The sequence below is a fragment of the Thermus altitudinis genome (assembly GCF_022760835.1).
GTDB lineage: Bacteria > Deinococcota > Deinococci > Deinococcales > Thermaceae > Thermus > Thermus altitudinis.
The window spans coordinates 22,013-28,319 of sequence record NZ_JAKTNQ010000029.1 but is presented as its reverse complement, the minus strand read 5'-3'; the positions used below and the strand labels follow the sequence as shown (position 1 = coordinate 28,319).

6 protein-coding genes and 1 pseudogene are annotated in these 6,307 nt (G+C 65.0%); all 7 read left to right on the top strand.

What is annotated here, in order from left to right; translation table 11 throughout:
* Positions 1-241: 241 nt before the first annotated feature.
* Positions 242-499, top strand: coding sequence for a hypothetical protein (locus tag L0D16_RS09885; RefSeq protein WP_243031745.1), 258 nt, complete (start codon positions 242-244; stop codon positions 497-499).
* A gap of 518 nt (positions 500-1,017) precedes the next feature.
* Complete coding sequence (locus tag L0D16_RS09880) at positions 1,018-1,404, top strand: DUF6788 family protein (RefSeq protein WP_243031742.1); 387 nt, start codon at positions 1,018-1,020, stop codon at positions 1,402-1,404.
* 209 nt (positions 1,405-1,613) lie between these two features.
* Complete coding sequence (gene cas10 / locus L0D16_RS09875) at positions 1,614-4,079, top strand: type III-A CRISPR-associated protein Cas10/Csm1 (protein WP_243031741.1); 2,466 nt, start codon at positions 1,614-1,616, stop codon at positions 4,077-4,079.
* Positions 4,080-4,484: a type III-A CRISPR-associated protein Csm2 gene (csm2, locus tag L0D16_RS09870; protein WP_243031740.1), complete on the top strand. Its 405-nt coding sequence runs from the start codon at positions 4,080-4,082 to the stop codon at positions 4,482-4,484.
* 3 nt (positions 4,485-4,487) lie between these two features.
* Positions 4,488-5,222 carry a type III-A CRISPR-associated RAMP protein Csm3 gene (gene csm3 / locus L0D16_RS09865; RefSeq protein WP_243031739.1) on the top strand — a complete coding sequence of 245 codons (735 nt, stop codon included), beginning with the start codon at positions 4,488-4,490 and terminating at the stop codon, positions 5,220-5,222.
* Positions 5,219-6,106, top strand: a complete 888-nt coding sequence (csm4, locus tag L0D16_RS09860) for a type III-A CRISPR-associated RAMP protein Csm4 (RefSeq protein WP_243031738.1) — start codon at positions 5,219-5,221, stop codon at positions 6,104-6,106. Before csm3 ends, csm4 begins: the two co-directional genes overlap by 4 nt.
* A pseudogene (locus L0D16_RS09855) lies at positions 6,103-6,307 on the top strand (type III-A CRISPR-associated RAMP protein Csm5); the annotation flags it as partial. The gene csm4 and the pseudogene L0D16_RS09855, both read left to right, overlap by 4 nt.

The following is a 6,307-nucleotide window of genomic DNA, read 5'->3' as shown; positions in this document are numbered from 1 at the left end:
GGGAGCGGGAAGGACGGTATGCCTCCCCGAGGGCCCTGGTCATGGACAGCCAGCCGGTGAAGACGGGGGAAAAGGGGGCCCCGGGGACACGACGGGGCGAAGGGGGTCAAAGGGAGGAAGCGGCCGGGCCTGACGGATGCGGGGGCCGTTTCCTGGGGGCCTCCGTCCACCCGGCCCATGGGCACGAGGGGGGGGTGGGCGGGCGTCCCTTCTGGGGAGGGACCCCTTCTCCTGGCCCCGGGTGCGCAAGCTCTTGGTGGACTGGGGCTACCGGGGTTTGCGGGAGGTGGCCAGGGGGCTGGGACTGGAGCTGGAGGTGGTGGCCCGTCCCCATGCGGGGGTGCGGGGGGTCTGGGTGCGGGAGGGGGAGGAGGTGCCGGAGATTGGGCGGGAGGGTGGGTTCAAGCCCCGGCCCCAGCGGTGGGTGGTAGGGGGACCTTTGCCTGGCTGGGGCGAAACCGACGGCTGGGGAAGGATTACGAGTACCACCCTGAGATAACGGAAGCCTGGATGTACCTAGGCCTGATACGCTTGCTGGTGAAGCGGCTGGCCAGGGCCGCATAAGCTGGTGGAGGGGACTTTTACAACAGTTTCTAACATACCATGAAAAGATCTCTCTTCTCCATCCTTCTCCACCCCTCTCCACCCCTTCCCCACTCTGACCTCCCCATCCCCACGCCCCATAATGTAAGATGGTCTTTACAAACACAAGAAAGTTTGAGACCGAGGGAATAGGTGGGACGGGAAGGCAGCAAAATGACAAGAGAAATGTTGGTGACCATAAGGACCTCCGCAACGGGACCGGAGCCAGCCGCCACGCCCCAAGGCCTGGGGTCTTCCCCCTAGGGCCTAGTCTGCCCGGCCTGGGCCCCCTCGAGGCCCCCTCCCGCTGGCCCTGTACCGGGCGAAAGGACCGCTAGAGGAGGCATGGAGCCCGCTTCCCACCCCGGGGGTGCCCCCGGCCCCTACCCTAGGGCCCGGAAAAGGGGCCAGCCCCTTGCTAGGATGGGAGGCGGTATGGTCCCAGACCTGCAGCGCCTGCAAACCGCGTTTGTGCGCCGCCTCGAGGCCTACGCCCGGGAGATGGCCAGCCTGGAGCGCCAGATCCAGGAAACCCGGGAGGCCTTGGAAGGCCTGGTGCCCATGCCCGTCCACTGGCGCCGGGTGCGGTGTGGCAAGAGGGCGTGCCGCCGCTGCCCCCACGGCCCCTATCCCTACCTCCGGGTGAAGAAGGACGGAAAGTGGCGCTGGCAATACCTGGGCAAGGGCTGGCAACCCCCGGAAGGCTTCGCCCAGGCGGGGGAGTTCCGCGCCCTTCTGGCCCATTACCGCAGGCTCTTGGAGCGGTTGGTGGCCCTGCGGGAGGAGGTGGCCGAGCTGAAGAGGAAGCTGGGCGTGGCCTGAGGGGCTGGGCTCTTGGGTACATCGGGCCCCCTTCCTCTGCCTTGTATTAAAGGTCCCCCTCCCCCGCTGGGACCGGGGCGGCCTGGCTCCCATGGCAGACCAGTCTCCCTTACCCAAGGAGGTCCCGGGCCAAGCACCCTGGGACCAGGGCCCTGAGCAGGTGCAAACCTCACACCGGGCACCCTTGGGACGGTCTACAATGCTGGACAATGGTTGATAGCACCCGTATCCCCCTAGCGGGTCTTCTCCACGATATCGGTAAGCTCCTCCAGCGGGCCCATTGGGGGGAGTGGGGGGAGAACGCCCACCACCCCGCCTTTAGCGCCCGCTTTGTGGATCGGTATGCGGACGTCTTTGGGGCGGTAGGGGTTGACCCGGAATGGCTTAAGCGCACGGTCCAGCGTCACCATGAAGGCTGGAGGAACCTTCCCCAGTACCAGCCGCAAACCCCAGAGGAGTGGTGCGTGGCCTTGGCGGACACCTTTGCCTCCAAGGAACGGGAGGAGGCGGAAAGGCCAAGCGGGCGGGAGGTTCCCGAGACGCCCCTCTCCTCCCCCTTCTCGCGGATCTGTCTCCCCATGGACACTGCAGAGGCCAGTGGGGAAGCCGTGGGCTTTAGCCCCGTCCACCCGCTAGGGGAGGGGCTGAAACGAGGGGCTCCATACCCCACGGAGCGTCCCAACATCCATAAGGATGTGTATGGCCGCCTCGAGGAGCACCTCCACCAGCGCATGGCAGCCTTGCGACAAACCCCCCCCAAGACCCCCCACGCCCTCCTCCTTTCCTTGGCCACCGTCTTACAGGAGACCGCTTCCCTGATCCCCGCCGACACCCAGGCCGAACCCGATGTCTCCCTCTACGACCACCTGCGCCTCACCGCGGCCATCGCCCATGCCCTTTGGCTCTACCACCGGGAAAACCCCTCCGTGGAGGACCTGCGCCGCGACGGGGAGAAGTTCCTCTTGGTGGTGGGAGACCTCGGGGGCATCCAGGGGCACATCTACCGGGTGGCGGGAGCGGAAACCGGGGTGGGGGGCATCGCCAAGCGGCTTCGGGCGAGGAGCCTCGAGGTGAGCCTGGCCGCGGAGGCCATGGCCCTGGGCCTCCTCAGGAAGGTAGGCCTGACGCCCCTAAACCGCATCATGAGCGCTGGGGGAAAGTTTTACTTGCTCCTACCCAACACCCAAGAGGCGAAGGCGGCCCTCCAAGCCCACCTCGAGGACTGGGAGAAGTGGGCCTTCAAAAACGGGGCTAGCCTCCTCCCCTACCTGGCCTGGGCCCCCTTTGCCGGGAAGGAGTTCGCCCAGTTTGACCAGGTTTTCTGTAGGGTGCACCAGGCCCTCGCCGAGGCGAAGCTTCGGCCTTTGCGGTTTCTCCAATCCACCCCCGACACCCTCCGCCCTGCCCTGCGGCCGTGTGCGGCTTGCGGGCTGAGGCCGGCCCTCCAGGACGAGCCCGGTGCCCTTTGCGAGGAATGCCAACGAGAACGGGACGTGGGTGGCCGCCTCCCCCGGGCCCAGGGGGTGGCCTTCCACCCAGAGGGCGCCCCTCCGCCCTACTTTGGCTTTCCCGGGCTGCAGGTGTCCCTTTGGGACGGAACCGGTCCGGCCGGGAGTCCTTTCCATGTGCAGCGGGGAAGGCCCGACTTTAGCCCGGATGGCCTTTCCCTTGAGGTGAAGCCCCTCTTGGGGCACCTGCCCACGGTGGCGGATGCCCTGGAAGCTGAGGGAAAGAGCCTGGAAGAGTACCAGGCCTGGGTGGTCCAGGAGGGCCTTTTTGAGGAGGAGGAAGAAGTAACCCGCGAGCGCCCCCTCACCTTCAGCGAGCTGGCGGCCCTTGCAAAAGGGGTTCCGTACCTGGGCGGACTCCTCCTGGACGCAGACCGCATGGGCGAGGTTTTCGCCCGGGGGCTGCGTTGCCAGGAACGGGACCTAGCTACCCCTAGCCGCATAGCCGCCCTTTCGCGTTTCCTGGAGTGGTTCTTCACCGTGGAGGTGCTAGGGCTCATCCAGGAGGCTTCTCTTTACCAAGGACGCCTGGGCTGGAGCGACCTCGAGGCCCAGAACAAGGCCCGCCGCTACCGCCTCATCTACAGCGTCTACTCCGGGGGCGACGACCTCTTCCTCCTGGGGCCTTGGGACGTGCTTTTGGACTTCGCTCTGGACCTGGAGAGCCTTTACCGTCACTACGTGCGCCACCCCGCCCTCACCCTGTCCGGCGGCTTTCAGCTCTTTGGTGGCAAAGTCCCGGTCCCCTCCATGGCCCAAGCCCTACAGGAGGCGGAGACCGCCGCCAAGAATGCGGGGCGGGGCCGGCTTTTCCTGTTTGGCCGGGCGGTGCCTTGGGACACCCTACGGGACCTGCGCCAAAACTGGATGGAACCCCTAAGGCAGCACCTGAAGGACAAACGGGTGAGCAAGGCCCAGGTGTACCGCTGGCTTGGGCTATGGCGCCGCTTCTGGGACGGGGTTTCGGAAAGGCCCCGGGAGCCCGAGGAAGGCTACGGGGAGAGGATGCGCTACAAGCCCCTGCTGGCCTACGCCCTTAGGCGCATCAGGGAGCAGGATGAGTCCGCCTGGAAACAGTACCTGAGGCTCCTGGATCACCAAGAACCGGCCTGGCATCACCTGCCGGTTTGGGTACAATGGGCGCTATACAGGGAAAGGGGGGACTAGATGGCAGAGTTGGTATTTTTTCAGGACAGGACGAAGGAGCTCTTAGACCCGACGGTATTCGCAAGGGCGGAACAGCTGGCCCAGGAAATCGCCCAGGAGGGCAAGGTGAAGTCCAGCCAGTTCCGCAACTACTTCGCTGAGCTGCGGGCCCTGGAGAACCGCTTCCTCAAGGAGAGGCGCCACGACCCGGACAAGGCCTTCCGGAGGCTGGTCCCGGAGCTGGAGCTCCTCAAGGCCAAACTGGCCTACAACACCCGCAGCAACGGCCCGCTGAAGGGGGCCACCACCTTCGTCAACTTTCTCAACGAGGCTATAGACGCCGGCAAGAGGAGCCCTGAGGACTTCCTGGCCATGATGAAGTACGTGGAAGCGGTGCTGGCGTACTTCTATGCCCATGGGAGGTGAGGTATGAGGCTTAGAGCCATCAAGCGCATCCGGGCCATTCTCCTAGCCAAAACCGGCCTCAGGATCGGTATGAGCCGGGACCAGATGGCCATCGGCGACCTGGATAACCCCGTGATCCGTAACCCCCTCACCGACGAGCCCTACATCCCGGGGTCCAGCCTGAAGGGGAAGCTCCGCTACCTCCTAGAGTGGAGCCTGGGCGGGGACTACATCCTAAAGGCCCAAGAAAGGCACGTCTTCGCTTCCAGTAACCCAGACGATCCCGTGGCCCGTATCTTTGGCTTGGCGCCAGAAAATGACGAAAAGGCCCTCAAGGTGGCCCGTGAGCGGGGGCCCACCCGGCTTCTGGTCCGGGACGCCTACCTGACCCCAGACTCCAAGGAGGAGCTGGAGCGGACCGTGGCCCGGGGGGGGTACCTCACGGAGATCAAGCAGGAGGTGTTTATCCCCAGGCTAGGGGGCAACGCCAACCCGCGCACCACGGAACGGGTGCCCGCAGGAAGCCGCTTCGCCGTGTCCATGACCTACCGGGTTCTGGACGACAAGGATGAGGAGTATTTCCAAAAGTACCTGATGCGGGCCCTAGAGCTTCTGGAGCTGGACGGGCTTGGGGGGCACATTAGCCGGGGGTATGGCCAGGTCTTCTTTTTGCACCCGCAGAAGCCCCTCGAGAAGCAGGAAGACCTTCCCCTTAAGGAGCGCCTGGAGATTGAAACCCTCTCCTTTGGTTCCCTATGAGGGTTAAGGCCTATTACCTTCGCTTCCAAGGGGGCTTGCGGAGCCTGCCCCGGGCCCCAACCCTCATGGGCCACCTGTTCTGGTGGTACCGTTACACCCATGGCCGCCAAGCCTTGGAGGATCTTTTGGAAGGGTACCGGGTAGGACGGGTTTCCTTCCGGCTCTCCAGCGCCTTCCCTCGAGGCTGGCTTCCCCGCCCCAAGCTCTCCCCTCTGTTGGTGGAGGAGACCAAGCTGCGCAAGAACCTCAAAGCCCTCCAGCTCCTCTCCTTGGAAACCTTTGCCAAGGTGGCGGAAAAGGGGGAGGAGGCTCTTCTCCACGCCCCCGAGCTGGCCGAGGACCCCAAGGAGAGGCTAACCCCCCCGCTCCCTAAGCGGCTCCGCCGGGTAAGGGTGGGCATAGACCGGGGAACCGGGGGAGCCCGGCAGGGGATTCTCTTCGCCCAGGACTTCTTCTTCCCCCAAGGGGAGTATGCGGTGTACACCCTGGGAGAGGCCCCCTTTCCCGTGCGGGAAGGACTGGAGTTTGTGGGGGAGATGGGCTATGGAGGCCTCGCCAGCGTGGGCCTAGGGGTTTTCCAGGTGGTAGGGGAAGAGGACATGGAGCTTCCCGAAGCCCCCGGGGCCAACGCCTTTGTCTCCTTGGCCCCGGGTCCCCTGGAGGGAGCCCTGCACTACGACCTCGAGGCCCACTGGGGCCGCCTGGGAGGGGGGTATGTGGGGGCCAAACCCTTCAAGAAATCCTACCTGCGCACCAAGGAGGGCAGCGTATACCGGGAGGACCCCGGGCCCAGGCTTTTGGACCTCACCCCTGACCCTCCCCCAGAGGACGGGGTAAAGGTGTATGAGGTTCTCCAGGTGTTTCCCTTGGGGGTGAGGGTATGAGCTTTCTGGAGCGCTACCGCCTGGAACTGGAACTTTTGAGCCCCGTGCACGTGGGCACGGGGGAGTTATATCCCGCCTACGCCTACGTCCCCGACCTCCACACTAAGGAAGTCCACCTATTGGACCTCTCGGCCCTCCTCCTTAGCCTGCCCCCAGAATGGCAAAACACCCTGCTTTCAAAGGTGGCCATGGGGCCAAGGG

Coding starts and splice junctions, on each gene's coding strand:
- csm2 (WP_243031740.1), top strand. CDS start 4,080: ATGGCAGAGTTGGTATTTTTTCAGGACAGGACGAAGGAGCTCTTAGAC.
- csm3 (WP_243031739.1), top strand. CDS start 4,488: ATGAGGCTTAGAGCCATCAAGCGCATCCGGGCCATTCTCCTAGCCAAA.
- L0D16_RS09880 (WP_243031742.1), top strand. CDS start 1,018: ATGGTCCCAGACCTGCAGCGCCTGCAAACCGCGTTTGTGCGCCGCCTC.
- csm4 (WP_243031738.1), top strand. CDS start 5,219: ATGAGGGTTAAGGCCTATTACCTTCGCTTCCAAGGGGGCTTGCGGAGC.
- cas10 (WP_243031741.1), top strand. CDS start 1,614: ATGGTTGATAGCACCCGTATCCCCCTAGCGGGTCTTCTCCACGATATC.